Genomic DNA, 26107 nt, shown 5'->3' with positions numbered 1-26107 from the left:
TGCCGTCGGAGGAAAAAGCGACCTAATACGGAGAAGCCGGACAGTGTGCTGTCACGCGGCTATTTGGGTTCACAAGAAAGGGAGGATATCGTGGATAGCATTCAGTTTCTGATCGATAACGACGATCGCGCTGCGCAGTCGGGTGCCGTTTTCGAGCGTATCGATCCGGTAACGGGCGAGGTCGCCACCAAGGCGCCGGCGGGCGGTCCTGCCGATGCGCGTGCCGCAGCCGACGCCGCTGCCGCCGCTTTTCCGCAATGGTCGGCGATCGGCCCGGGTGAGCGCCGCAAGCTGCTTCTCAAAGCCGCCGACATCATGGATTCCAAGGCCGGTGAATTTATCCGGCTGATGACCGCTGAAACCGGCTCGACCGGCCCATGGGGCGGCTTCAACACGATGTTCGCCGCCAATGTCCTGCGCGAAGCGGCCTCCATGACGACCCAGGTCTCCGGCGAGATCATTCCGTCCGACAAGCCCGGCAATATGGCGATGGCCATCCGCCAGCCGGCTGGTGTCTGCGTCGGCATCGCGCCGTGGAATGCACCAGTCATTCTCGGTACCCGCGCCATCGCCATGCCGCTCGCTTGTGGCAATACGGTCGTGCTGAAGGCGTCGGAAATGTGCCCGGCGACCCACCGCCTCATTGGCCAGGTAATGCGCGAGGCCGGTTTCCCGAAGGGCGTCGTCAACGTCGTCACCAACGCACCCGCCGATGCCGCAGAGGTCGTCGAGGCTCTGGTCGCTCATCCTGCCGTCAAGCGCATCAATTTCACCGGCTCGACGCGCGTCGGCAAGATCATCGCCAAGCTGGCGGCGGAACACCTGAAGCCGGTCCTGCTCGAGCTCGGCGGCAAGGCCCCGCTGATCGTCCTGGACGATGCGGACCTCGATGCCGCCGTCAACGCGGCAGCTTTCGGCGCCTATATGAACCAAGGCCAGATCTGCATGTCTACGGAGCGGATCATCGTCGACGAGAAGGTCGCCGACACCTTCGTCGAAAAGCTCGCCGCCAAGGCAAAGGGCCTTCCATCGGGTGATCCGCGCGGGCATGTCGTCCTGGGCTCTCTGGTCAGCCTCCAAGCGGCCGAGCGGGTCGAGGAAATGGTTCAGGATGCTGTTGCCAAGGGTGCGGCCCTGGTGGCCGGCGGCAATCGCAATGGTGCCATCATGGAAGCGACGCTGGTCGACAAGGTGACGCGGGACATGCGCATCTATTCGGAAGAGTCCTTCGGTCCGGCCAAGAGCGTCATCCGCGTCAAGGGCGACGATGAAGCGATCAGGATCGCCAACGATACCGAATACGGCCTCTCCTCGGCGGTCTTCAGCCGCGATATCCAGCGCGCCATGGCGGTTGCGCGCCGCATCGAAAGCGGCATTTGCCATATCAACGGCCCGACTGTCCATGACGAGGCGCAGATGCCTTTCGGCGGCGTCAAGGCATCCGGTTACGGCCGGTTCGGCGGCCGTGCGGCGATCGCGGAATTCACGGACCTGCGCTGGATCACCGTCGAGGATCCGCATCAGCACTACCCGTTCTGACGGCGAGGCGGAAGGGCGATGGCGAAATCATCGGCAAAACCGAAACTGGAAGCTTCCCGGCCGGAAGAGAGCGACGTGCTCATTCCGGCGGCCTTCCGGAACGTTCTCGGATATCACCTCCGGGTCGCTCAGGAGGCGTCCTTCCAGGCTTTCAGCACGGCCGTTGACAAGGCGGATCTGAAGCCCGGCTGGTACTCCATTCTGACCATCCTGTCGGAATATGACGGCCTGACGCCGTCGGAACTCAGTAGGGTCTGCGGCCGGGACCGATCGACGCTGACGGCGACTCTGAAGGGGCTTTCGATCCGTGGCATGATCGAGCGGCAGCAGAACCCGGACGACCAGCGCAGCTACAGCGTCCGGCTGACCGATGAAGGACGGAAGATGCAGGCGCGCCTGCATGCCATCGCCCGCAAGCATGACCGGCGGCTAGATGAGATCGTCGGCGAGGACAAGGCCGCGCTGATCGCGATCCTGGCCAGAATTGTGAATTCGCTCGGCAACGGCTGAGCGATGGCTGTCGCCTCGTGCCTGACTGCAGGTTCAGGCTGGGCGGCAAGCATCTGAAGACATAGACAATCGGCGGGACCCGTCCCGCGGACTTCGGCTTCCGTGGAGGATGCCGAAAACGAACGCGGTTTGCCTGCCGCAGCTAACCAAGGAGGAGCACATGTCGAAACACAAAGTAATCAAGGGTCTGGTCGCCGCGACTGTCGGCGCCATGGCCGTATTGGCGTCGGGAGCCCTGCCGGCATCCGCACAGGACAAGCAGATCAATCTCAAGATTTCCCTCTGGGTGCCGCCGGTGCATCCGCTGGTGAAATCCACCCAGGAATGGGCCGACAGCATAGCCAAGGCGTCGGGTGGCACGATCACCGCGTCCGTTTTCCCGGCCGAACAGCTCGGCAAGGCGTTCGACCACTACGATATGGTCCGCGACGGTATCGCCGACGTCGGTTATGTAAGTCCCGGATATCAGCCCGGCCGCTTCCCGGTCATCAATGCTGCTCAGCTTCCGTTTATCGTTGCCGATGCCAAGGGGGGCACGGCAGCGATCGATAGCTGGTACAGAAAATATGCTCCGAAGGAGATGGCCGACACGCATTTCTGCCTCGCCTTCGTCCATGATCCGGGCGCGCTGCATTCCCGCAAGAAGATCACCCTGCCGTCCGACGTCAAGGGCCTCAAGGTCCGTCCGGCGCAGCAGACGATGGGCGAACTGGTGACGACGCTCGGCGGTACCAATGTCCAGGCTTCCGCGCCGGAATCGCGGGATGCGCTGGAGCGCGGCATCGCCGATGCGATCACCTTCCCCTGGAACTCGATCTTCCTGTTCGGCATCGACAAGGTGACCAAGTACACGCTCGACGTTCCGCTCTACACCACGGCCTACACGTGGACGATGAACAAGGACGTCTACGACAACGCCTCCGCCGCGCAGAAGAAGGTGCTGGACGACCATTGCAGCACCGCATGGGCAGTGAAGCTTTCCTCCGCCTGGACCGACTTCGAGCATGCCGGCCGAGATAAGATGAAGGCTGCCCCGGGCCACGAGGTTGTGGAACTGACGCCGGAACAGGTCGCCGAATGGCGCAAGGCCGTGTCTCCGCTGCAGGCGAACTGGGAAAAGCAGGTCACGGCCAAGGGTTATGACCCGGCCGAGATTCTGGGCGATCTGAAGAAGAGCCTGGCGGACAACAAGGCCGCGTTCTGATCCTCGATCCGGCCGAAGCTGATCGCAGCATCGGCCGGGTTCCTTCACGACAAGAGAGGAGGGGCTCATGACGCCCGAAACAGCAGGCGGAGCGGCCCCGCCTGTGCGGCCGCAGCCGCCCAAGAACGCCATGGACCGTTTCATCGAGGGGATCGAGTGGATCGCGGCGGGCTTTGTGGGTCTCGTCGCCGCCGATATCTTCATCTCGGTGATGCTGCGTTACTTTTTCTCCTACGCCATCCCCGACGGTTATGATTTCGGCCGCCTGTTCCTCGGCATTCTCATCTTCTGGGGAATTGCCGCGACCAGCTATCGCGGCGCGCACATCACCGTGGATCTCGTCTGGGAAGGCGCCAGCCGGAGATACAAGCGTTACATCGACGTCTTCGCGACACTGGTACTGTTGCTCGTCGTGACGGTCCAGACCATCATGCTGTTCGACAAGGTCGTCCAGACCAGGGCGCAGAACGTCTTGACCTACGACCTGCAGCTTCCCACCTGGCCCTTTTTTCTCGTGGCATGGCTCGGCGATGTTGCCGCTGTGATCTTGATCGCCGTGCGCACTTTCCGCCTCGTCTTCAATCCCCAGAGTGTGAACAGAGAACACACCACAGATCCGGTGGAATAATCCCATGACACAGAATTTGGTTGCCGTATCGGGATTCGTCCTGCTGTTTGTCCTGATGCTGCTGCGCGTGCCGGTTGGTATGGCCATGGGTCTCGTCGGCGTCACCGGTTTCGGTCTCCTGGCCGGTTTCGGTCCGGCGCTGAAGCTGATCGGCCAAACCTCCATGCGCACTGTCACCGACTATACGTTCGGCGTCATCCCGATGTTCCTGCTGATGGGCGCCTTCGTCACCAATTCCGGCATGAGCCGGGAGCTGTTCCGTGCGGCCAACACGTTCATCGGGCATTTGCGCGGCGGCCTTGGGCTTGCCACCATCGTTGCCTGCGCTGGCTTCGCCGCAATTTCCGGTTCGTCGGTTGCCACCGCCGCGACCTTCTCGACCGTCGCCTATCCCGAAATGCGGCGCTTCAACTATCCGCAATCCTTCGCTGCCGGGACGATCGCCGCCGGCGGCACGCTGGGGGCCATGTTCCCGCCGTCCACCGTACTCGTCGTCTATGGCATCCTTACCGAACAGGACATCAGCCGGCTGTTTATGGCAGGAATCGTGCCCGGCATTCTCGCCGTGCTGATGTACATGATCACCATCATCATCATCGGACGCCTGCGCCCCGACATGCTGAGTGCTGGTCAGAGGAGCAGTTGGAACGAACGCCTACATGCTCTCAAGGATGTCTGGGCGCCGCTGCTTCTGTTTTTCTTCGTCATCGGTGGCCTTTACGGAGGCCTGTTCACGCCGACGGAAGCCGGCGGTGTCGGAGCGGGTGGGGCCTTCATCATCGGCCTGCTGCGCGGCAAGCTCGACAGGCTGAAGATCCTGACCTCGCTTCTGCAGGCAACCCGTACGGCGGCGGCAGTCTTCACCGTCCTCATCGGCGCCCTACTGTTCGGCTATTTCCTGACGATCACCGGCACACCGCAAAAGGTGACGGCCTTTCTCGGCGGACTTGGCATCGGGTCCTATGGTGTCCTGCTGCTGATCATCCTGATGTATCTCGTTCTCGGTTGCATCATGGACGCCATGGCGATGGTCATCCTGACGGTTCCGATCGTCTATCCAGTGATCCTCGCGCTCGGTTTCGACCCGATCTGGTTTGCCGTGATCGTCGTGATGACGGTCGAACTCGGACTGATTTCTCCGCCCGTCGGCATGAATGTCTTTGTCATCAAGAGCGTCGTGCCTGAATTGAGTTTTGCCAGGATCTTCAAGGGCGTCGCTCCCTTCATCGTCACCGATGTTGTGCGGCTTGCGCTGCTGATCGCATTCCCGGTGATCGTTACCTGGCTGCCAAGCCACCTTTGACCCTACATGCAAGAGAGACTTTCCATGACCGATGCAAAGGCCACTTCAAGGGCTGACACGATCACCGCCGGCGGCGCCATCCTGGCGCGCCTGAAGGCGGTCGGAGTGGACTATATCTTCGCCAATTCCGGCACGGACTTCCCGCCGATCATCGAAGGGCTGGCGGAAGCCTCGGCAAAGCAGATCCCCCTGCCGAAGGCAATCGTCATCCCGCATGAAAATGCCGCGATGGGCATGGCCCACGGCTATTATCTCGCGACCGGAAAGGCGCAGGCCGTTATGGCCCATACCAATGTCGGCCTCGCCAATTGCGCCATCGGGGCGATCAATGCCGCGACGGAACATATTCCGATGCTGATCTTCTCCGGCCGCACGCCCGTCGTCGAAAAGGGCCGCCTCGGTGCCCGCACCGTGCCGATCAGCTGGGGTCAGGAAATGCGTGACCAGGCCGCGATGATCCGCGAAACGGTGAAGTGGGACTACGAACTTAGGTTCCCCGAACAGGCGGTGGATATCATCGATCGCGCCCATGCGATCGCCAATTCGACACCTCGCGGGCCCGTCTATCTCAGCCTGCCGCGCGAAGTGCTCTGTGAACAATGCCCGTCCGATGAACTGGATAATCCGGGCCGCATCGCGCCGGCGATAGCGGCACCCCGCTCCGCCGATATCGAGGCGGCGGCAAGACTTCTGAGTGAGGCGAAGCGCCCCCTGATCATCTCCCAGCGCGGTGCCGGCTCACAGGAAGGCTTCGAAACGTTGTCGAAGCTGGCGCTCGACTGGGGCATTCCGGTCTGCCAGTACTGGGCGATCCAGCTCGGCGTGCCGACCGACCATCCGATGGCCGTCGGGGTCGATCCGGCCAAATGGCTGGCGGAAGCGGATCTCGTGCTGGTGATTGATTGCCTTGCACCCTGGTCGCCGGACATCCACCCTCTGGGCGAGGGCTGCAAGGTCGTGCATATCGGCCAGGATCCGCTTTATTCCCGCTTCCCGGTCCGCAATTTTCCCTCCGACGTGGCGCTGACCGGCGATACCGCGGAGGTAATCCTTCAGCTCGAAAAGGCCGCCGGCGTCTATCTTGATGCGACGTCCAAGGAGCGCAGCACTCGCCGGGCAAGCGTGGAGAAGGCGTCCAGCAAGCGTCGTGCCGAGGTGCAGGCGCAGGCCAAAGCCGGCAATGGCGAACTGATGACCAAAGCCTTTGTGAGCTTTACCCTCTCGAAGGCGATCGAGGGCAGGAAGGCGACGGTCCTGTCCGAACTCGGCGCCCCACTCGAGCCGCTGACATTGCGCGATCACGGATCCTGGTATCAGGAACCGCATTCGGGCGGTCTCGGATGGTCCTTCCCGACCGGTCTCGGCATGAAGCTTGCCGATCCGGGCAAGCTGGTGATCGCGACGATGGGTGACGGCTCGTACATGTTCTCGAACCCCGTCGCCTGCCACCAGATCGCTGAGGCTATGGAAATCCCGCTTCTCGTTCTGGTGTTGAATAATGTCGAATGGGGCGCGGTGCGCCAGTCCGTACTCGGTGTCTATCCGGACGGGTTTGCGGCTAAAACGAACTCCATGCCGCTCGTCTCGCTTGTCCCGACGCCTGACTTTACCCAGGTCGCGGCCGCAAGCCGCGCCTGGACGGCCAAGGTCGAGCGTGCCGAGGATCTCGGCGCGGTGCTGGAAGCCGCCATCGAGCACGTCACGGTCAAGAAGACGCAAGCGTTGGTCGAAATCCGGATCGCGCCCTGATGGCCTTGCTGAACGTCGAGGATTATCGGCAGGAGGCGCGGCGGCTATTGCCGCGCTTCGTCTTCGATTATCTGGACGGCGGTTCGGAAGACGAGGTGGCGGTGAAGGAAAACCGCGCGGCCTTCGAACAGATCAGACTGACGCCCCGGCTGCTCAACGATGTCTCGGTGCGCGACCAGAGCGTCGACTGGTTCGGTCGGCGCCTGCCGACCCCGATCGTCATCGCGCCGACCGGGCTGAACGGTCTCTACCGCAAAGACGGCGACATCCTGCTTGCGAGAGCGGCGGCACGACTCGGCATACCATTCGCACTGTCGACGGCCTCCAACAATTCCATCGAACAGGTCGCCAATGCCTCGAATGGCGATCTCTGGTTCCAGCTCTATGTCATGAACCGCGATTTCGCCGATCAACTCGTGGACCGGGCACTGGCGGCCAGTTTCAGCCATCTGGTTCTGACGGTCGACGTGCCGATGGGCGGCAAACGGGAGCGGGACGAGCGCAACAACTTCATCATGCCGTTCCACTTCCGGCCGAAGACGATTGCGGATGTGCTTTGCCATCCGCGATGGCTCTGGAACGTTGGTCGGCATGGTGCGCCGGCCATGGCCAATCTTGCGACCGCCACGATCACCGATCCGAACACCCAGGCGGCACTGCTTTCCCGTAAGATGGATGCGAGTTTCGACTGGGACGACCTGAAGCGCCTGCGCGACCGCTGGCCGCGCCGCCTGCTGGTCAAGGGACTGCTGCATCCGGCCGATGCGGAACGCGCCGTTTCCCTCGGCGTTGATGCGGTTGTCGTCTCCAACCACGGCGGACGCCAGCTCGATGCCGCTCCTGCGCCGATCGAGGTTCTGCCCGGCTTCTCAGCCGTCAAGGCGCCGATCGTTGTCGACAGCGGCATCCGTCGCGGCAGCGATATCGTCAAGGCGATGTCGCTGGGTGCAAGTGCGGTGATGATCGGCAGGGCGGCTCTTTTCGGCCTTGCCACCGGTGGCGAGAAGGGCGTCGTAGACGTCGTCGGTCTGCTGCAGGTTGAAATAGACCGGACGTTGGCGCTGATGGGCCAGCGCACCTTCAATTCCCGATCTTAATGACTTGACGGTGCCCGAACGCTTCATGCAGTGCGATCATCTGGACACGGGCGTGCGGGCGCACGTTGACGCCCGCCGGTCCGTTCCATCTGATGGTCTGGACCTTCGAGCACTTGCGGGACTGCCCGCCGAGTTCGGCGGTGTTGACCGCAAAGGAGTGTGAAGTGGCGCGCTAAATCGTCAACGGCAGCCGGCCTATATCTGCCTGCGAGCACATCCTTCAACAGGGCGCAGCGGATGCAGCATCAGGTGCCACCTCCCAGCTGTAGCATTGCCCGCACGTCCGCCATGCCGCGGCTTGCGTCCCGATTGCCGGTTGCCGCCACCGCCTCGAAAATTCTCAACGCGTCCCGAGGCCTGTCGAGATTCATGTAGCTGTAGCCGCGCAGGATCGTCAGGTCAGCCGATTCCGGCCGCAGTTCGGACCGCTGATCGAGATAGATGAGGGCCTCCCTGTAACGTCCGGCATCGAAGGCGGAAATTGCGTAATCGGCCAGGATCGCGACCTGAAGCTCCACAGCCCTTTGCGAACTCTGCGGAGCCTTTGTGGCAGCCACTGCAGCTTTGCTTGTGAGACCGAGCCTGAGATAAGCCAGGCTCTGCCCATAGGCGGCGTCCTCGCGGACGCGCTGCGTGCGACTTTGAAGTGCGACCTCAAATGCCGCAGCTGCCTCGATCGGCCGGTTGAGGTCCATGAGACACCATCCGCGCGCAAGCGCCTGATCGGAGGAAAGACCTGTTATCTGCGCGGTCGTCGAACAGCCGATCGACCTGCGCGTCTCGGCCGGCCCTGCTTCCCTGCCGGCGACTACCGCTTTCGGCGAGGGACCGTCTGGGCTGGCCGAAGGGCGGGCTTGTATTGATGTTCCGCTGGAAACGGGCGGTCTTGTGGGGGCGGAGGAGGGCGTGCGGGCCGTCAACAGAGCCAGATTGGCTATGCGTTCGGAACGACCGGCCCAGGCACGCTGAAGCGCCTGTACTCCGGCCCTGTCATTGATCTGCTGTTTCGTGATGGCGAGCCCGTAGGCCGATGGTTCGTCATCCGGTTTCCACTGTAAAGCCGTCTCGAACCAGCGTATGGCCGTTTGCGGCTGGTCCAGCGCACGGGCATACCAGCCCAGTTGTTGAGCAGTCGGCACATATTTTTCCTGGAGTACCGCCACAGCCATGCGTTGTAAGACAGGCTCCGGGATAGAAGGCAACGGATCACCGGAAAGGAGATTGGCGGTTGCAGCCAGATAGGTCGCCGTCGCTTCCTCGGAGTCGCTCCTCCAACCGTACATAACCTCTTCGGCTTCGGCCGCAGCATTTCGGGCAATCAGCGCAACGGCAAGCCCTTGCGACGCTGCGGCAGAATTTTCCTTCTCTCGTGAGGCGCGAAACCATCGCTCGGCTTCCGCCATATTGTTGCGGCGAAGATAGTACCAGCCCAGCAGTAGAGAGTCCGAAGCGCGCTGCTCCCGAGCAGCCAGCCCTCGGATGCGCTCCAAATATTGCGAGTCGATTGTAAGCTCTGGTTTTTCGCCGGCTTCGCCCACGAACCGACGAGCCAGCTCGTTGCGAATTCCGTCGAACTCGCGACTGCCGGATTGACCGGTCTGTTCAAGCGCAAGGAGAGCCTGAACGGAACCATAGGGCAGGAGCTCGGCTGCCTTCTCGATCGTCGCAGATCGTTCCTGAGAATTAGTGCAGTTCTTCAGGATATAGGTATAGGCATCAACGCCTCTTTGTCGGCGATCCGTCCGGATGAAGGCTTCGGCAATACGCCACAGCACGTCCACGTCGCCGCAATTGAGGAGGCTCGAAGTGGCAGCTCCAATCTCGATGACGGTTGAATATTGCTTGAGATTCGACGCGTTCACCAGCCGGACACGCGATTCCGCGACCTGGAGCCTTTCCAGAAGATCGGGGGGCGGCTGCCATCCGCTCTCCCTTGCCAGCCTTTCGGCAATCGCTTTGCGGACTTCCGCGTAATGCCCTTCCGAATAAAGCTGCCACATGTCTTCCAGTTGCCGGTCGCGATTTTCCGGAACGGCAAGCGGATCTGGGGGAGGCGTCCAGTTCGGATAAAGCGTACGCAAGCGGGCGATCTCCGCTTCGAGCCTGGCCCGATCCCCCCGTGCCGCAAAATACCGCAGAGCGCTTTCGTCGACCTCCGGTTCGATTGGCTGCTCTGGGGCGGACTGGCCAGTTCCGTCTTCTCCGGTCGGGGGCGGCTGAACTTGAGAGACAATCGGGGCAGGGAAGGAATCGGTGCCCTGTTGGCTTGATCGCGGAGGCCGTTGCGTCGCGCGAATCTGCTCTGCAATCGTCCCGGCATCGGGATTTTGCTCGTTTTGGGCCAGGCGGTTTCCCCTGGGCGCTCCGGAAGCGCCAAGCGCGGTCTGAGACTGGGTGAAGATGTCATCAACGGAAGCGTCGCCGGCGATCGACGTCAGGAGGCCCCCCGATATCGCCGCAGTCAAGAAAAGAATCCATGACAGCTTCAAAGACACTCCGGATGCCTTTCCCTGACGAATGCAAGTGCCAACAGCTGCAGCGTGGACGGATAATACAGGATTGGCTCGAACTGTTGGACCGAGGCTGGCAACTTTGTCCCGTTAAGTACACAGCCTATAACATGGTTAATAATTTGATAACCTGGGTCGCTCAGCGGTTCCTTGGTCCGGCCTGTTTCCAGATCGATCGTCGATAAGGTTCCTCCTTCGTTGGTCATGCCTTGAGAGAGGCGAGTGAGCAGGTCCCTGTCATATATGTTCGCCCTCATGAGATAGAGCGGTATCCTCACGGCGTTATAGCCGAATTCCTGCGGAAAACCGGCGGCGGGCTTTGGCTTTTGGGCAAGGCTCTCCCATTCTGCCGGAAGCCTTCGTGGACCAAACTGCGAGACACGCAGCAATGCCAGCCCATCCTCGGACAGCTTGGCCCAATCGTCGGAAGGCGCGAGCAACGCCATCACCGGCAGGGCTTCGAAAATCCAATAGGAAGGATTTATGACCGGAGCATCTTCTCGCTCACCTGCGCCGAACCCTGCTGTGGCCGGTAAGAGAACGGTTTGCCCTTTGACTCCCACGACAGTGTGCGACAGCAGACTGTTTGCGATCCTTACCGCCTGTTCCACATAGTCGAGCCGATGCCATGAAGAGCCCGCGAGCGCCAAGGCATAAGCGATCAGAATGTCACCATCGGTCGCGTTGTTGCTGTCAGTAACATGAGGGGTCGCGGCAGGATCCCATTTCCAGGCCGCCAGACCGTCATCGCGAATAAGAAGCTCGGTGCGGGTGAACGACCAGATCTGCTCGAAATCGGCAGGATTGTCGGCGAGGAAGGAAAGAAGCAGACCGTATCCCTGTCCTTCGCTATGGCTGATGTCGCCATTGGCATTGTCGACAATCCGGCCGCTCCCGTTCAGAAACCTGGCTTTATAAAGAGACCAGAATTCCTTTGAGACATGCGGCTGTTGCGCCGCCGCCGAACTGACCGAAACTGCAAGGGCGAACATGCCTATGATGATCCATCGGGGCCGGTCCTTCATCTGCTCCTCCCAAAGGAGGAAAGCAGAGCCGCCGTCGATAGCCCCAGGAAGACAGCCAGAGCCACGAGCGCCAATGAATAGAAGAGTATATTGTTCGAAAGCCAGTTGGCTGCGATCAGGCGGTAGTTTCCGAGCGATGGGCTGACGGTCTGCACAAAGGTGAAGCGTGAGGCAGACAGAGACGCAACTTTCTGTATTTTGCCTTCATAAGTCGTAATTCGCCCTGTAACCTGTTGCCAGTTCTGCTGACGCGTGAGCGCCTCTGCGCCCTGTCGAAGTTCCTCCGGGGTTCGGGCGCTGATCACGGTCCAGGAGCCGTTTCCGTTGGTGCTTTGGCCCTGCGCGAGAATAAAGGTATCGTTGCTTGAAGGATGAAATATCTGCTCTGGCTGTGGCAAAAGCTGGAACGAACTCAACGATATGTTGAAATTACGATTCAGCCATTCCTGAAATCGAGCAATCTGGTCGCGCCAGATGCTTCCCCGGACTTGCGTGCGCCACTTTTCAAATGTCGCCATCGTGTCCTCGTTCTGGACAGGCGCTCCGGCGGCACGCCACGTGGCAACGCTTTCCGGCGCGATATTGACTTGAGATAGCACCGTCGAGGGTATTTGCGAGATCGATCCTGCAAAAAGAGCATCGCGGTTGCCAATGGCACCCGGGGAGGCAACGGGTTCGACGGTAATCGGGTGTCCCCCTACGAATGCAAGACGTGATAGAAATGTCGAGGTGGCCGTCAGCGTGTTGGCGTCGAAGCGATCCATCCAGAGCATGATTGGGTCCGTCCTGCGGCTGTAGGGAAAAGCCGTCCCTGAAAGCGCCTCCAGGCTGGGATTCCGGCCGATCCGCGCATATTGCGGCATGTTGAATTCGGAACTGTCGAAAAGCGCGAAGCGAGGTTCAGTGGAAGCCGTGCTGCCGGGAATGCAGACATCATCTTCGTCGGTAAGGAGAATGGCCTCAAGCGAGACGGAGTTGAGGCCAGGCTTGAAGTGGCGGAGCGTCATACGGATGGGGAGATGCCGAAAAAGGCCGCCGTTATCGGATGTGATCGGCAAGTTCGTGGCGACGTTTCCGTTCACATATACGTCGAGATGACTGCCGGGCCGGACATTCGCTGCAAACGCTGCATCGATCAGCAAGTTTGCTTCGCCGTAGGCGCTTGCATAGAAATCAGACGGAACCGCTATGTTGAAGCTGGTGCGGAACCGGCGGCCCGAAAATTCCGTGGTCCTTAACCCCAATTGAGAGAAGGAGAGTCTCTCTCCGCCGAAGAGAAGCGGCGCATCGGGTGCTGCCCAGCGCTGCGTGGCCATGACATCGCGCCGAATTTCGGGGGGGCGATCCGTGGGCGCAACTATGGTCTCGACAGCTGCATCGATCGCATTCCAGGAAGGCCCCGTAAGCAGAAGCACCTGTTCATCGCTGTTGGGATCCTTAACCAGGGCTGCTGTCGCCGCGGATCCTGCTGACGGAGGGAGTGCGGGGAAAACGGGCTGCAGCTCAGCGACAGTACCAATGATTACACCGAACTTGCCAGGGCCAAGTGCTCCGAGACGGTCGGAGTTGAAAGAAAAGAGCTGGTTTGGCATTCCGGACAGAAGCGACAAGCCTTGTGCGAGCCGAAGCAATGATTTGGTGCGGCCCGCTTGCCCCGCAGCCGGTACGAGAAACTGGAATTCAGTATTGCCGTTTGCATCACCGCCCACGGCCCGGACTGCCTCGGTCACCGACGGCGCGGGAGCGGGGATACCGGTAAATTCAAGATAGGTTTGCGAAGGGTCGACATTGGTCCAGAGGTCATAGGTAGATCGTATATCGCAATCCGTCCGATGACGTTGAGTCGCGCGAAACTCGACAAGATTTCCGCCGGGATGAAGGACGTTGGGCGGGACGTCAAACGCAAGCCTATTTGGACCGTTTGGTGAGCTGATTCGTTGCCGTACGATCTCGTGTTCGTTGATCGACACCGTCAGCAACGAGGCTTCCGGAGCAACGACGATTGCGTTCTGATATTGGAGATTGAGCTTTGCCGGCGATGCGGCCTGTTCTTCCGTCAGGTAGATCGACCAGGAGCGGCGGTCGTACTCTCCTGCCAGGGCGAGATCGGACGCTGGGACAAGATACCGGCGGCTTCTGTCCTGTTCCCGTGCATCTGCGGCGGGTCGAGGTGCGGCGTCGGAAGGCGCTGGCGCATGTCTCTGAGGAGCGGATGTCCGATCCTGGGGGACGGGAGGGCGGGAAAGATCGGGAAATACCAAGCGGGGTGGGGCAGGCGGCTCTGGCGGTCGTTCGCCCGACATGTCGAAGGGCGCGGGCTGGGCGTCCGAAATCCGCACGACAGCGAGAAGAGCTGTCAGAGCGAGTGTCAGGCATGCAAGGGAGCGGTTCATTGGCTGTTGCTCCCGCCGGGTTTATTATCGCGCCTCCGCGTTATCCCAAGGAGGAAATATAGCAATCCCCGATGGGTCTGGTAGATGGATAACCCAAGAAACCAGATCGTTCCGCGCAGAAGCCCGGGATTGCGACGTCGGCTCTGTTGAAACTCAGCCCATTGGGCGGAGTTGGCAAAAATCAGATCGGCAATCCAACGATGGTCCAGCGGCCCCTTCGGCTGATACTGGCAGCCGAGCATCGTCGCATCCCCTGAAGGCTCGACCCGTCTGATAACGAGGGGAAGCATGACAGGTTCTCCTCCGCCATGGGGTTGAAATCTGATTGCGGCTTCTGCGGAAAGATCTGACTGGGACAGGGCACGGCTAAAGACCTGGAGGCGGGTGCCGCCGACGGAAACATCTTCGATGGACGCGGGATGCCAGGTCCCACCCATGCCGAATTCGCAGCGGCGGCGGACTTTTACTCGCCTGGATGACGAAGGTTCTCCGCGTTCGGAGACCACCCCCAGCGCGCAGCCGGCAAGAATGAGATTGAGCAGATTCCAGCCGCCGACAACCAACGTGACATCCGCCTTGTAAGGCTCGGTGTAGACACGATAGACAGCAATTCCCAGAGCAATGGCCAAGGCGGCAAAGATGACGAAGAAGGGCCGGCTGATTTCCGAGAGCCGGCTGACCGCAACCGACTCGTCCTTGGCGGTGACCTTGAAGGTTGGTTTGCGCGGATTGACCATGACCGAAATAACGGCGGGCAACAGATGCACGGTCTGGACATATTCGTAGAGCTCCGAAATCCACGGCCAGCGGAATGATCCGTAAAGGTAATTCTGCATCATCAGATTCACGAGCATATAGGCGAGCGTATAGGCCAGAAACTCGCCTCCGGAAGCCGTAAATATCTGCAGATCCAACAGAAGGTAGAAAAGCGGCGCGAAGAGAAAGATCGTGCGTGGAAAGGGGAACAGCCAGAACAATGTCGACGACATGTAACAGAGCCGCTGAGGAAAGGATAAGCCGCGCTTCAAAAGCGGGAAGCGGAAGCGCAGAATTTGCATCATTCCCTGCGCCCAGCGGCTTCGCTGGCCGATAAAGCTTGCAAATGTGGCCGGCTGCAGACCGGCAATCAACGGTTTGTCGACATAGACACTATTCCATCCGGCACTGTGAAGCGCCAGCGCTGTCTCGCAGTCTTCCGTGATGCTGATCCCGCTGAACCCTTCTGTGGTTTCCAGCGCACGGCGACTGAGTACAGCGGCCGAACCGCAGAAGAAGGCGGCGTTCCACTTATCAAGCCCCCTCTGGATGATGCCGTAGAACATCTCGTTTTCGCTCGGCATCCGGTCGAATGTGCGGAGATTTCGCTCCAGAGGATCCGGGTTGATGAAAAAGTGCGGCGTCTGAACCAGGAAAAGCTTCGGGTCATCCGCAAAATAACCCACCGTCTCCAGTAGAAAATCGCGCGCGGGAGCGTGATCTGAATCGAAAACGGCAACCAGTTCTCCCTTCGAATGTTTCAGGCCGTTATTGAGATTGCCCGCTTTGGCGTGCTGGTTGTGGGTGCGGGTGAGGTAGTTGACCCCGAGTTCGTCGCAGAGACTGTTCAGGATCTGATTTCGGGCTATTGCCGCTTCGGCTTCGCGCACATCCGGCGAGTTCTGCTTTTGCAGGGTCCCTCCGTCGTCCAATAGCCAGACCGTCAGCTTGTCAGCCGGATAATCCATGGCTTTTGCCGCGGCGAGCGTATTGGTCAACAGTGTGACTTCCTCGTTATAGGATGGAACGAAGACATCGACGGACGGATAGAGTTTCTTTTCCGTGACGCGGGACGGGCGGGACGCCATGGGCATAGCGACGATGAAAAGGCTCAGCCCCAGCATCATGACGCTGTACATCTCGGCGAGGTAGAGAAGCAGGCCGGGGATGAAGTTCTCGGGCTGGTTCACGGGAGGAAGCGTTTCGGTCGTGCGCCAGTAGACATACCGCAGGACGATGGCAGTGCCGAACGCGAGGGCTATCAGACGCCAGACCCCGCCGGCCTTCAGAATCTTGATGATGGCCATGAGCGAAACGACAGTGGTGCTGGCGATGAGCTGGGTCTGAAGATTGACCGGAAGCGTGATCAATCCGATTACGCAAACCGTAATGACTGCCCACAAAATGATGCTTTGCACCTTACGCATTGGCATTCCTCTGGCAGAAAGTCGGCACGAAAACGTGCCGGATGCGCCATTATTTCCGGCACGCCGCTGTCATGGCTGCGGTGCCTATGCAATCAGGTGAAGGAACAGTGGTTCCCGTCGCCTCGGTTGAACTGGAGCTGCCGGATACGCCCGCTCCCGGATCCGGCAGTGGAACACGCGGCCCGGCTGGAGCTGCCGCTTCGGTCTCCGGCTGACAAACCTGCTCCACCGCCTTGGGACGAGCAGGAAGGGGTTGGGGGGCGCCCGTTGACATGCCGTAGCCGAGGGAGACGGATCGCCGGGAAAACGCGCCTTCCGGATAAATCGGTTCTCCGGTGCGGCCTAGTCTTTCGTCCGCCTCGGCTACGTCGCCGTAAGGATTCCACATTCTACCCTTGAACGTTCCGACGATGGTAAAGCCGTACATTGCATTCAGCATCTGCCGCGCAGTTGCCTGATTGTCGCAGAGCCTGAGCCTTACCTGGATCATGCCGAACCCGCGGCCTATGCCAGAGGATGTGCTGGGGGAGCGAATCTGCTGCCAGGCAAACAGGCATGTATCGCCGCCTTGGCCTCGTCCGGACGCATAGCCGAATGGGCCGTAGGTATTCTGGAGAAAGGTCGCCGCACGGACCATTGGGACGCCTGGCGCGGCGCGGGCAATCTCGCGCCGGAGGTCGTTTTCGTTGATGGTCCTGAACGTCGCGCCGGGGACGTCCGGCGCAGATCCTTGAGCACCGAAGAAATGAATTCTGAGATAGTTCTGTCCCGGGATTTTCGAGGAGGTCGAAAGCGCCACGGTCTGCTCGATGCCGTTACCCCGGATGCGCTCCACCACTCCCACGATTGCCGGCCCGCCCGGAGGCGGCATTATGAGGGCTTTCTCACTGGGTACAAGCTGCGGTCCCGACGGGTGTCCGACATTTCCGGTCGTGCTGCATGCTGAAAGTGTAACCGTGGCGCCCAGCCCGGTAACAATCCACAGGATGCGCGCAATTGAAATCGGCAATGTCGTTTTCCCTGGATGACCTCGGCAATTCGGGCGGGGAATTTTGCATTCAACGACGCAGGACTATTAGAATTCAATAAACAACAAATATGCTTAACGGGTTGTTAACATTCCCGAACGGGCCATTTTGGATAAATTCTCCACAGATTGTTGCCGGCTTTTGAGGCCACGGACCGGAAACTCCGTTCGGTTTTCCGCGCCGTGTCGAAGCCCGTTACCGACCACCCCGGCTTGCCGCGACAGTCTGATTGCGACCTTGTGACTTGGCTTTCAGCAACGCGGCATCAGCGCGTGCCACCAGCGTCTCCACCGACCCCTCCATCGGAGAGGCTGCTACTCCCAAGGAGATCGAGACACTCCCGATGATCCGGCCTGAATGCGAGAGCACGCCGCTGCTGACCTTTTCCCGCAACTCCTCGGCCAACTGAAACCCCTCCGCTTCGCTAAGGCCGGGAAGCAGGATGGTGAACTCTTCGCCGCCAAAGCGGAACGCATGGCCGGATTGTCCGACCACGTCGCGCAGCACCCGCCCAACATATCGCATCACCATGTCACCCGCGTCATGGCCGAACTCGTCGTTGAAGCGTTTGAAATGATCGATATCAATCATCAGGCATGCAAGCGGTTGATCCGCCAGATCTCGGCTGTACCTCTCCAATGTCTCGTCCAGGAAACGGCGGTTGAACAGACCCGTAAGCGGGTCACGTGCGGCGAGAGCAGTAAGTTTCTCACGGAGTTGAAGATTGGCGATTGCAAGACCGACATTCTCGGCAATCAGCTCCAGATAAAGACGGCTGCTTTCCAGACGAAGCGCCTTACCCCCACGCTCTTCAAGATAGAGAAGGCCAATCGTATCGCCCTGAGCCGTCAATGGGACACAAAGGGCAGTCACTTCCGCTCCGTCGAGATGGAGACAAGAAACGTCAGCGTCGTCTCCGCCGCTTGCATGGGGACGGCCGCGCCGTAGACCCCAGCACGCTGACGCCGGGAAGGTGACCTCGGAATGATGAGGGTCGAGCCATGCGCTCGCACGTGTCAGGGACACCTGGCTTCCATCGAGAACGTAGAGGCCACCGGCGATGTCGGGGAAAATCTGAGGAGCGAAGCGAGCGACGACATCGGCGAGTTCCGCTCCGTTTGCACATGCCTGCAGGCGATGCATCATCTGCAGGATAAGGTCCTTGGTGCGCTGATCCGCTCTCCTTTCGGCGTCGAGCCGCTCCCGTTCGATGCCATTGGCGCGGAATATCTGGATGGCCTGGTTCATCTCGCCGATTTCATCGCGCCGCGGGTCGGCGGGAACATCGACTGTATAGTCCTGTTTCGCCAGCCTGCCGACGATGCCGGTCATGCGCACAAGCGGTACGGCGACCCGTCGTCTTAAGATGAAGTAGAGAACGCCGAGGAAAAGCAGCCCTGTTATCGCGAGCATGATCTTGGCAACAAGGCCCCACCAGTCGCTGCGTGCCTGTGCCGCCTGGAGCTGCATACCCGTGCGTGTCGCGGTCAAATCCCGGAAATGAGTAACGGTGTCGAGAAGCGCGGCTTGCAGTCTTTCGTGTTCTGGCCCGAAGAGCATACCTTGCGCGCCGCTCCTGTCCCCGCGCTGGAAGGCCTCGATTGCCGTGATCTCGATCTTGTCCAGCTCCTCCGCTTCCGTGTCGATCTCCTGCAGCGCCCCGGCCTCCGTCGGTGACAGATCTTGAGAAGCGAGCTTGGCTGCGGCGGCCTCGTGCCGCCGCTCCCCTTCCTCTTCCGCGCGAAACGCTTGCAGATGCCGCTCTTCACCGTGCATGACATAGAGCCTGGCCTCATCGCTTCTGACTTCGGCTCCGAGCGCAAGCTCCTCCGCCAATGTGTCAAAGGTCAGGTGCTCCTCGACGGCAAGCCGTTCCTGGACGGCGCTCCGCGACGACATGATGAAGGCAGCGCCTGAAAGGGCCGTGAGAACGACTGTGATGGCATAGGCCCAGTTGGTGATCGTGCTTATTCTCATGAACGCAGGATATCGGCCGCTCGTTGAAGGAGCATTAAAGAGAACCCTCACATGCAAGCACCAGAAAAGCCGGCAAGAGCTCTCCCGAAGATTTCTTTCAAAGCACGGCCACTCCACGCAGTAAACGTGAAGCTATTCGATCCGGAAGCGTCACTCGAAGAGCACCGCTTCGTGGTCAGACGTTTCGGCGACGAGATTGCCTTCCTCGCGCGGACCTGCTCTGGGAGGATAGAGGACGCATATGCGACGTAACATCCTCGGCTGAAACGACGGTGACGTGATGAAGGTTCTCGATCATCCGCCGGGGTGCCGGCTCGGATCAGATCGGCACGAAAGGATCCTCACCGACGAAATAGAACAGGTGTTCCGCAATGCTGGTGCGGCTCATCTGGAGCGCCTGCTCCGAGAGGCACCTCAATTCGATCAGGAGCCTCCCGTCCTCAATGCGAATGCGTGCAGAGCCTAGCCTGCTGGTCAGCAAGGCTTGTTCGCATAGTGCCGGCATCAATCGGCAGCGCAATGCCCGAGAAGCTGAATTCCTGGATCGCGTCATGCCAGGTTCTCTTTGAGATCTTGCTGTTTTGCCATGCGATGGCGGCCGATCGGGAGCATGATCGGTCGGCCGGATGTGGGGTCTATGATGATGCGGCTTTCAAGGCCGAAAACCTGCCGCACGTTCTCCTCGGTCAACACGTCTTCTGGCAGGCCGGAAACATGTACGCGGCCTTCCCTCATGGCGACGAGATGGTCCGCATACCGGGCCGCGAGGTTAAGGTCGTGGAGAACCATGACGACGGTGGTGCCGCGTGTGTGATTGAGGTCGGTCAGAAGGTCGAGAACCTCCATCTGATGGCTGATATCGAGAAACGTCGTCGGCTCGTCGAGCAGCAGGACGTTTGTCTCCTGCGCCAGCGCCATGGCGATCCAGACCCGCTGACGCTGCCCGCCGGACAGTTCGTCCACCGGCCGTTCGGCAAGCTCGGCTGTCTTGGTCGCGGTCAGCGCGCTATCCACGGCTTCGTCGTCCTTGCGGGTCCAGCGGGAAAAGAGGTTCTGGTGCGGATGCCTGCCGCGGCTGACGAGATCGGCGACGGTGATGCCTTCCGGCGCGATCGGCGATTGGGGAAGCAGGCCGAGGGTTTGCGCCAGTTCCCGCGGCGGTGTTCGATGGATCGACTTGCCATCCAGCAGGACCTGTCCCCGACGCGGCGAAAGCAGCCGGGACATGGTGCGCAGAAGCGTGGACTTGCCGCAGGCATTGGCGCCGACGATGACGGTGATCTTGCCGGGCGGCACCACAAGGTCGAGATCATGCAGGATATCGGCTTCGCCATAGCCGGCGGAAAGTTCGCTGGCGGTGAGGGTATGAACGGTCATAGCGAGCCTCCGGTCCGGTTGACGCGCACGATCAAAAAAATCAGGTAAGGAGCGCCCAGTGCACCGGTGACGACGCCGACCGGATAACGGCCCGGCAAAAGAAACTGCCCGACATAGTCGCCTCCAAGGACGAGCAATGCGCCCACGAGGGCGGATGGGATCAGGAGCGATCCGCTATTGCCGACGATACGGGCGGCGATTGGCCCGGACAGGAAGGCGACGAAGGCGATCGGCCCGGTCACCGCCGTCGCCGATGCGATGATGCCGACTGCGCAGATGATGATCGTCACGCGTGTCGCAGCAACCCGCACGCCGAGTGCGGCGGCCGTATCGTCTCCAAGCCTCAGTGCCTCCAGATCCCTCGAGCGGCTCAGCAGCAATCCGCCGAAGACTGCGAGCGCAAGCAGAAGCGGCAGCGCCTGGCCGATTTGCGCGCCGTTGACGCTCCCGGTCAGCCAGCGCATCGCCTCCTGCAGGCTCCAGGTGGGGGCTTGCGAGAGTATGTAGGTGATCCCGCTTTCCAGCATTGCAGAGACGCCGATCCCGACCAGGATGAGCCGCGTGCCTGCAACACCGTTCCTGGACGAGAGCCCATAGACCAGAACCGCCACGCCGAGGCCGGCAGCCACGGCGAAAATCGAAACCGCCGACCCCTTGATTCCCAGCACGATGATGACGAACACGGCGGCTGCACTCGCGCCGGAACTGATGCCGACGATATCGGGGCTCGCCAGCGGATTGCGAAGCATGATCTGGAAGGCGACGCCCCCGAGACCGAAGCTGAGGCCCGCAAGAACGGCGAGCACGGCGCGCGGCAGCCGCAACTGCCCGACCGTGAAGGCTGCGCCCGGCACGTCCTCGCCGAGCAGGATACGAAGGACGTCTTTCGGCGGCGTGATCGACTGCCCGATCGACAGGGTCAGCGCAAAGGCTACCGCAACCAGAAGGCCGAGCAGGCCAACGATCAGCAGATGCCTGCGTCCACGCCGCCGGCGGCCGTCAACAATGAGATCAAGCGTCGGCGAGATTGTCATCATAGTTCTCGCACCCGCTGGCGCCGGACGATCCAGATGAAGAAGGGCGCGCCGATCAGGGCGGTGACGATGCCGACATCGAGTTCGGCCGGCCGGGCCAAGACGCGCCCGACGACATCGGCGGCCAGCAGCAGGCATGCTCCGGCTATTGCCGAGAAGGGCAGCAGCCAGCGATGATCGACGCCGACCAGCAGCCGGCAGAGATGCGGCACGACCAGGCCCAGAAAGCCGATCGGCCCGCAAATGGCCGTCGTCGCCCCGCACAGCAAGATTGCGCCGAGTGCAGCCACCGCGCGGGCGACGGCAACCCGTTCGCCAAGTCCGGCTGCCATTTCGTCTCCGAGAGCCAGCGAATTCAACTTCCGTGCCGACAGAAGGCTGATCGCGAAGCCGACCGCCAGGAAGGGCAGTACGGGCAGGATACGTTCGAATGTCGCGCCGCCGACGCCACCGATCTGCCAGGAACGGATGCCGCCGGCGATATCGGCCCGTGGCAGAACGACGGCAATTACCATAGAAGAGAATGCGACCGAGGTTGCGGCGCCGGCAAGTGCCAGTTTCAGCGGCGTTGCGCCACCGCGTCCCAGTGAACCGATCGTGTAGACAAAGACGGCAGAACAGCCCGCACCAAGGACGGCGACCCAGATATAGGCCTCGGCCGACGCGATATCGAACCATGCGACGCCGATCACGACAGCGAGTGACGCGCCCATGTTAACCCCGAGGATGCCCGGATCGGCGAGGGGGTTGCGCGTCACGCCCTGCATGATCGCCCCGGCTAGCCCGAGTGCCGCGCCGGCCAGCAGCGCCAGCACGGTCCTCGGAACACGGACCGCGACCGCGGCCTGGCCGATATCGTCGACTTTTCCGAAAAGAGCGGCGGTGATGTCGGCCCACGCCACCTCTCGCGTGCCAACCGTGACGGACAGCATCAGCAACGAGGCCAGCACGGCGACGAGCCCAGCGAGCCAAAGGCTTCTTGCGCCGTTCGACCGCGCCGTTGTGGACGCCGGGACGGCTGATCTTCTCGATGATCTCATTTCGATTTTCTGGTCGACTTCCCGGCAGCCTCGGCGAGCAGTGCGACATAGTCCTTCAGGACCCAGGAAATCGAAAGCGGCGTCGGATTGGCAGCCGTGCCGACTGAATTCGCGCCCAGGATGACGATCGCTCCCTTTTCGACGGCCGGCATTTTCGACATCAGCAGATTTGCCGTCACCGACGACAGGAGCTTCGTGTTGCCGTAGGCGACGACGATGTCCACGTCATCGAAGAGGTCGATACGCTCCGCGCTGATGGAACCTGAAAACTTGCCGGGCTCGGACACATCCACGACGCTCTTCGGGCTCTCCAGTCCGAGGTCCTTGAAGAATTTTACCCGGGTGTCGTTGGTCGTGTAGAAGTTGATCGTGCTCAGGTCGAGGGGGTTCAGGTGCGTGACGAACATCGCCTTCTTGCCGCGGATTTCTGGATGTGTCGCAATGGCTTCGGAAATCTCGGCCTCGATTTTCCTGATCAGCGTCTCGCCTTCCACCGCCATGCCCATGCCGGTGCTGTTGAGACGGATCATCTGGCGCCAGTCGGTCGACCACGCGGCCTCGGGATAGGCGACGACCGGGGCGATCTGGCTCAACGTATCATAGTCGGACTGGCTTAGACCGGAATAAGAAGCCAGTATCACGTCCGGTCTTGTCGCCGCCACCGCTTCGAAATCGATTCCGTCACCCTCGTCGAAGAGAACCGGCTTGCCGGCATGCAGTTCCTTCAGCCTCTGGGCAATCCAGGGGAGTACCCCGTCACCGTCATCGTCACCGAAATTGGCTTTGGCGAAACCGACCGGTACCACTCCGAGCGCCAGCGGAACTTCATGATTGGCCCACGCGACGGTCGCGATGCGCTCCGGTTTCTTCGGAATGACCGTGGTTCCCAGCGCATGCTTTATGACGATCGGATAGGTCGTGGCGTCATCCGCAGAGGCGCTGCCGGGCGCGGCTATCCAGATGCAGGTGACCGCTACTGCCAGAGCCGAAAGCAAAAACCGAAACATTGTGCAGACTCCGCCAAACGTTTAAGTGGACTTCCAGTTTCAGGTTAAAAAACAGGCGTCAACTTTTATGTCGGCTGCGACCGGTGGGATCGGTGAGATTCCCGTGGGATTATACAAAACTCGGGAAATCTACAATACTGGATAAATTTGCTCAAGTTAATAGCCGGTCGGGGACATCGACGAGAGCATGACGGCAGCCGGATCCGGGACATTTCCCGGGCGTCTCGGGTTGCCGGTCGCTGCCGCTTGGACGTTCCCGCTAACCGGCATGCCTCCGCAATCTCCCGCCCGGCGGCAGCCATGGTGAAATCAGTTTCTGGAACGCGAATATGAAAACTGAAATAAGCCGTCGCTCCTACCGGACCCGCCTTTTCGGGCGGAGCGCCATCCTTTCGGGTTGCACGGCGCTTTGTGCCCTTTCTCCGGCTGTCTCCTTTGGTCAGGAGGCCGACAATTCGAGTTCCGCCACCACGCTGGCGCCGATCGTGCTGGAGGGCAGCGGTTCGGCGAGTGTCCTCGATACGAGCGACGACTCGAAGTCGATCGTCGCCACGCAAACTACCGGCGTCGGCAAGATGCCGGGCGATGTGTTGACGACGCCGGCTTCCGTCTCTGTCATCACCTCCAAGGAAATCGAGGAGCGCGGCGCAAACAGCGTTGAGCAGGTTTTGCAATACACCGCCGGGGTGGTCACCGACTACTACGGTTCGGACGACCGCTATGACTATTTCAAGATCCGCGGTTTCAGCCCCTTCACCTATCGCGACGGCCTGGCCATTGGCAGGAGTTGGGGCGGGCTTCTGGAAGAGCCCTATGCTTATGAGCGCGTCGAGGTGCTGAAGGGCGCCAATTCCACGGGCTTCGGGGTTTCCGATCCAGGCGGCTCGGTAAATTATGTGACGAAGCTGCCGAAAAAGGAGCGCTTCGGCGAGGTCTATGGTACCGGCGGTTCGTTCGCCCACAAGGAGGCGGGTTTCGATTTTGGCGACAACATCACCGATGACGACACGCTTTCCTATCGCCTGACCGGCAAGTTCCAGCGATCGGACGCCGAGTACGATCACTCGCAGGACGACGAAAACTTCATCATGGGCGGCGTTACCTGGCGCCCCACCGATATGACCAGCCTTTCCTTCGTCTTCGATCACCTGGACAGAGACGGCACGCCGAGCAGCGGCGGTCACCCCCGGTTCACGGATTTCGACAGGGAGAAGTTCTTCGGAGAGCCGGACTATAATTACAATACGGCGAACAGGAACACTTACAGTGTCATTTTCGACCATGATTTCGGAAGCGGCCTGACTTTCAGTGCCAGCGCTCGCTACAGCAAGACCGACACCGGATTTGGCTATGCTTACATCTACGACGCGCTGGGTGCCAGCGACCCGGCGGACACGATGATCGACCGGTCTTTCTTCGGGAGTGACAAGTCCACCAAACAGTTCATCGTAGACGCGCACCTACTCTACGAGACGAATTTCGAAGATGTCGAAAGCCGCACGCTTCTTGGCGTCGAATACAACAAGTTTGATGCGGATAATGACACTTTCTACGCCGCTGCACCGGCTATCGACTGGCAGAACCCGGTCTATTCCGGCGGGCCAGGAGCGCTAGCGCCTTACAATACCGTGAAAAGCAATCAGAAGACCCAGGCGATCTATTTTCAGGAGGATATGGCCTTTTTCGACAGGCTGGCGGTCAGTGTTGGCTTGCGCAACGACTGGTTCGATCTCAAGGAAGTCGGCAACAACGCCTTCACCGGGCCGTTCAGCGGTGAATCCGATATCAGCAAATTCAGCAAGCGCCTGGGCTTGAGCTACAAGATCACGGACGAACTTGCGGCCTTTGCAAGCTACGCCGAATCCGTCGCACCGCCGAGCGCGGGAGTCGAGCCCACCGTCGGCACGCAGTATGAAGTGGGTGTCAAATATCGGCCGGATGCGTTCCCGGCCCTGTTCAGCGCGTCCGTCTATGATCTGACGATGGAGAACATCACGACCTACGAGGCTCCCACCTACCTGCCGGCGACGATCGACAAGGTCCGGCATCGTGGCGTCGATCTCGAGGCAAAGGTCGAAGTGACGAGCAATGTCAGCCTGATCGCTGCCTATGCCTATATCGACTCCAAGATCGAAGAACCCGGTAATATCAATGGTTACAACGGAAAAGCTTTCGCGCAGGTTCCGGAACACATGGCCTCTGTGTGGGGCAGCTATACCCTGGAAGGTGACGGTAACCGCGGTGACATGACCTTCGGGCTTGGCGCTCGCTATATCGGTTCCTACTACTTCGACAACGCCAATAGCCGGAAGTCGGATGGAGCCATCGTCTTCGATGCTGCCTTCACCTACAAGATCCAGGAAAACACCACATTCCAGGTTAACGCCACCAACTTGTTCGACGAGAAGCATATCGCCAACGATGATGGCGGCGCCTATTACTACAATCCCGGCCGGGCGATCATGGCGACGCTACGTCAGACCTGGTGACGAAACATGTCCTG

The 26107-nt window shown here is 60.5% G+C and carries 18 protein-coding genes; 8 read left to right on the top strand and 10 right to left on the bottom strand.

The genetic code is table 11. The features are described 5' to 3' along the window. Window positions 1-90 precede the first annotated feature (90 nt). From ABK249_RS18460 to ABK249_RS18430, 7 genes are all read left to right on the top strand, one after another. On the top strand, window positions 91-1539 hold the full coding sequence (locus ABK249_RS18460) for an aldehyde dehydrogenase (protein WP_227705656.1): 1449 nt from the start codon (window positions 91-93) through the stop codon (window positions 1537-1539). Window positions 1540-1557: 18 nt separating this feature from the next. Continuing rightward, the gene (locus ABK249_RS18455; RefSeq protein ID WP_227705657.1) at window positions 1558-2049 is read left to right on the top strand and encodes a MarR family winged helix-turn-helix transcriptional regulator; all 492 of its coding nucleotides are present in this window, start codon (window positions 1558-1560) and stop codon (window positions 2047-2049) included. Between the two features lie 160 nt (window positions 2050-2209). Continuing rightward, window positions 2210-3253, top strand: a complete 1044-nt coding sequence (locus ABK249_RS18450; protein WP_227705658.1) for a TRAP transporter substrate-binding protein — start codon at window positions 2210-2212, stop codon at window positions 3251-3253. A 130-nt stretch (window positions 3254-3383) separates the two neighbouring features. Beyond that, on the top strand, window positions 3384-3881 hold the full coding sequence (locus ABK249_RS18445; RefSeq protein WP_227705889.1) for a TRAP transporter small permease: 498 nt from the start codon (window positions 3384-3386) through the stop codon (window positions 3879-3881). Window positions 3882-3885: 4 nt separating this feature from the next. After that, window positions 3886-5184: a TRAP transporter large permease gene (locus ABK249_RS18440; RefSeq protein WP_227705659.1), complete on the top strand. Its 1299-nt coding sequence runs from the start codon at window positions 3886-3888 to the stop codon at window positions 5182-5184. Window positions 5185-5208: 24 nt separating this feature from the next. Further along, window positions 5209-6933 carry a thiamine pyrophosphate-requiring protein gene (locus ABK249_RS18435; protein ID WP_227705660.1) on the top strand — a complete coding sequence of 575 codons (1725 nt, stop codon included), beginning with the start codon at window positions 5209-5211 and terminating at the stop codon, window positions 6931-6933. Then, window positions 6933-8030, top strand: a complete 1098-nt coding sequence (locus ABK249_RS18430) for an alpha-hydroxy-acid oxidizing protein (RefSeq protein WP_227705661.1) — start codon at window positions 6933-6935, stop codon at window positions 8028-8030. Before ABK249_RS18435 ends, ABK249_RS18430 begins: the two co-directional genes overlap by 1 nt. A 245-nt stretch (window positions 8031-8275) precedes the next feature. Here the strand turns inward: ABK249_RS18430 and ABK249_RS18425 are convergent, their stop codons facing one another. The 10 genes from ABK249_RS18425 to ABK249_RS18380 all read right to left on the bottom strand — a co-directional run bounded on the left by ABK249_RS18425 (window position 8276) and on the right by ABK249_RS18380 (window position 23604). Beyond that, on the bottom strand, window positions 8276-10519 hold the full coding sequence (locus tag ABK249_RS18425; RefSeq protein ID WP_407722186.1) for a tetratricopeptide repeat protein: 2244 nt from the start codon (window positions 10517-10519) through the stop codon (window positions 8276-8278). Further along, window positions 10516-11565, bottom strand: a complete 1050-nt coding sequence (locus ABK249_RS18420) for a glycosyl hydrolase family 8 (protein WP_227705662.1) — start codon at window positions 11563-11565, stop codon at window positions 10516-10518. The genes ABK249_RS18425 and ABK249_RS18420 overlap by 4 nt, the downstream gene beginning before the upstream one ends. Next, complete coding sequence (locus ABK249_RS18415) at window positions 11562-13958, bottom strand: cellulose biosynthesis cyclic di-GMP-binding regulatory protein BcsB (RefSeq protein WP_227705663.1); 2397 nt, start codon at window positions 13956-13958, stop codon at window positions 11562-11564. Before ABK249_RS18415 ends, ABK249_RS18420 begins: the two co-directional genes overlap by 4 nt. Next, on the bottom strand, window positions 13955-16141 hold the full coding sequence (gene bcsA / locus ABK249_RS18410) for a UDP-forming cellulose synthase catalytic subunit (RefSeq protein WP_348863596.1): 2187 nt from the start codon (window positions 16139-16141) through the stop codon (window positions 13955-13957). The genes ABK249_RS18415 and bcsA overlap by 4 nt, the downstream gene beginning before the upstream one ends. A gap of 49 nt (window positions 16142-16190) precedes the next feature. Next, window positions 16191-17012 (bottom strand): cellulose biosynthesis protein BcsN, encoded by an 822-nt coding sequence (gene bcsN, locus ABK249_RS18405; RefSeq protein WP_348863594.1) that lies wholly within the window; start codon window positions 17010-17012, stop codon window positions 16191-16193. Window positions 17013-17364: 352 nt separating this feature from the next. Continuing rightward, the gene (locus ABK249_RS18400; protein ID WP_227705666.1) at window positions 17365-19146 is read right to left on the bottom strand and encodes a diguanylate cyclase; all 1782 of its coding nucleotides are present in this window, start codon (window positions 19144-19146) and stop codon (window positions 17365-17367) included. Between the two features lie 549 nt (window positions 19147-19695). Next, window positions 19696-20523: an ABC transporter ATP-binding protein gene (locus ABK249_RS18395; protein ID WP_227705667.1), complete on the bottom strand. Its 828-nt coding sequence runs from the start codon at window positions 20521-20523 to the stop codon at window positions 19696-19698. Further along, a complete protein-coding gene (locus ABK249_RS18390) occupies window positions 20520-21560 on the bottom strand; it encodes a FecCD family ABC transporter permease (RefSeq protein ID WP_227705668.1) in 1041 nt (346 codons plus the stop codon). The genes ABK249_RS18395 and ABK249_RS18390 overlap by 4 nt, the downstream gene beginning before the upstream one ends. After that, window positions 21557-22597 (bottom strand): FecCD family ABC transporter permease, encoded by a 1041-nt coding sequence (locus ABK249_RS18385; RefSeq protein WP_227705669.1) that lies wholly within the window; start codon window positions 22595-22597, stop codon window positions 21557-21559. The genes ABK249_RS18390 and ABK249_RS18385 overlap by 4 nt, the downstream gene beginning before the upstream one ends. Continuing rightward, window positions 22594-23604 carry an iron-siderophore ABC transporter substrate-binding protein gene (locus tag ABK249_RS18380; RefSeq protein WP_227705670.1) on the bottom strand — a complete coding sequence of 337 codons (1011 nt, stop codon included), beginning with the start codon at window positions 23602-23604 and terminating at the stop codon, window positions 22594-22596. The genes ABK249_RS18385 and ABK249_RS18380 overlap by 4 nt, the downstream gene beginning before the upstream one ends. Before the next feature lie 329 nt (window positions 23605-23933). On the opposite strand from ABK249_RS18380, the gene ABK249_RS18375 reads away from it, so the two are divergent. Further along, window positions 23934-26093, top strand: a complete 2160-nt coding sequence (locus tag ABK249_RS18375) for a TonB-dependent siderophore receptor (RefSeq protein WP_348863593.1) — start codon at window positions 23934-23936, stop codon at window positions 26091-26093. The last annotated feature ends 14 nt before the right edge of the window (window positions 26094-26107 follow it).

Source organism: Neorhizobium phenanthreniclasticum, assembly GCF_040066075.1.
GTDB lineage: Bacteria > Pseudomonadota > Alphaproteobacteria > Rhizobiales > Rhizobiaceae > Neorhizobium > Neorhizobium petrolearium.
Note: the sequence above shows the minus strand (reverse complement) of the source record. Positions and strands in the feature narration are given on the sequence as shown.